Genomic DNA, 1856 nt, shown 5'->3' on the forward strand with positions numbered 1-1856 from the left:
CCCCTTCCCCTCGTCCCCCTCTCCGTGCCCGGAGCGGTCGGCCTCGGCGTCGGTGCCGTTCGCGTCCCCGCCGGGCGCGGGGTCGGCGGGGGCGCCGGGCACGGGGCGTCCGTGGCGCTGCGGCCCGAACGGCGAGGGGGTCTGCGCCGCCAGGGTGAGCAGGTGGGGCCGACAGGCCGCGGGGAAGGACAGGTCGAAGACGTGGGCGTCGTAGATCGGGTCGAAGGTGCGCTCGGAGAGGAACGCCAGGTGCTTGCCGTCGCGGGTGAAGACCGGCGAGAAGTCCCGGAAACGCAGCGGCGTGGCCTCCACGACCTCGCGGTCGGCGACCCGGGCGAGCTTGAGTTGTCGCAGCGGGTTGCTCCCCGGGTGGGACCACACGAGCCAGGCGGAGTCGGGTGAGAAGCCGAGCCCGTCGACGTCCCCGTGGGCGCTGCGGTCGAGTTCGTGAACGGCGGCATCGGCGGCATCGGTGCCCACGGTGACGTCGGTGACGTCGGGGAGGTCCACCAGCAGCAGCCGCCCGTCGTGGGTCGCCACGGCGGCCCGGGAGCCGTCGGGGGCCACGGCCAGGTCCAGGACCCGGCCCAGTTCGCCGGGGGCCAGGAGACGGGGCGGGGCGCCCTCATCCTCGGCTGCGGGCGCGGCGGGTGCCAGGGCCAGGGCGTCGTCGCCCTCGGCATCGGTGACCCACAGCACCCACTCGCCGTCGGCGTCGGCCGGTCGGAAGACCCGGGGCAGTCGGGCGCGAACCCCCGGACGGACGTCCAGGGCCCGCACCGGGCCCTCCCGGTGGGTCAGCCAGTGCAGGGTGCCGCGGGTCTCCACGGCGCTGCCGCGCCCCTCGTGGTCGGGGGCGACGGTGCCCAGCCGACGAAGGGCGGAGACCGGCCGGGGCCTGCGGTCGGCGCGCCGACCGGCGAGGCGGATGCCGTCCAGGGGGCGGGGTCCGTCGGCGTCGAGGGACTCCAGCAGCCACAGTTCGCCTCGCCGCATCCAGGCCACCCGCTCGCCGTCGGTGGCGGCCTGGCGGGCGTAGCCGCCGTCCAGCGGGGAGTGCCGGCGCAGGTCGGTGCCGTCGGGCAGCGAGGAGTACAGGGCGCCGATGTTCTCGTGGTCGGAGATGAAGGCGATGCGTCCGCCCACCCACATGGGCCACTCGAGGTTGCCGTTCAGGTCGGCGTGGACCCGCTCGAAGGTCCCCGAACCGTCGCGGTCGATCCACAGCTTGCCGGCGGTGCCGCCGCGGTACCGCTTCCAGCGGGCGCCGTCCCGGCCCCGGGACTGGCCGGCGGAGACCACCAGAACGGCCCCGTCGGGTCCGTGGGCGACGGAGCTGACGGGACCGTACGGCAGGACGCGGGAGGCACCTGCGTCCATGGGCACCGCGCGGACCACGGTGCGGCGGGTGGATGCCTGGCCCCGGGGCGTGATGGCCAGGATCTCCGGCTCGCCGTCCCCGGTCGCGGGCAGCCAGCCACGGACCCCGGTCTCCCCGCTCCCCCAGTGGGTGAGGCGGCGGGAGGGCCCACCGTCCACGGCGGCGAGATGCACCTCCGGGGCGCCGTCACGGGTGGAGGTCCAGGCGATGTGTGCGCCGTCGGGCGACAGTCGTGGGGTGGAGACGGGCACGGAGTCGGCGCTGACCCGCCAGGCCCGGCCACCGGCCACCGGTGCCGCCCAGACATCGTCCTCGGCGACGAAGGTCAGGAGGTCACCGTTCGGATGCGGATATCGCAGATAGGAAGGAGCTGTCACGTCTCGCACCCTAGGAGGCGGAGGCCGGTGGCGACAGGTGTTTTCACCAGTCGGTGGGCACGGGGCGCGCGCTCCGGGGGCGCGTGTCGGCCGGTTTC

Annotated in this window: 1 pseudogene; it reads right to left on the reverse strand. The window is 75.6% G+C overall.

Annotated elements, in window-relative coordinates:
* A pseudogene (locus tag FNQ90_RS21700) lies at nt 1-1758 on the reverse strand (PD40 domain-containing protein); the annotation flags it as partial.
* Nucleotides 1759-1856 lie beyond the last annotated feature (98 nt).

It is taken from the genome of Streptomyces alkaliphilus (assembly GCF_014141535.1).
Taxonomy (GTDB): domain Bacteria; phylum Actinomycetota; class Actinomycetes; order Streptomycetales; family Streptomycetaceae; genus Streptomyces; species Streptomyces alkaliphilus.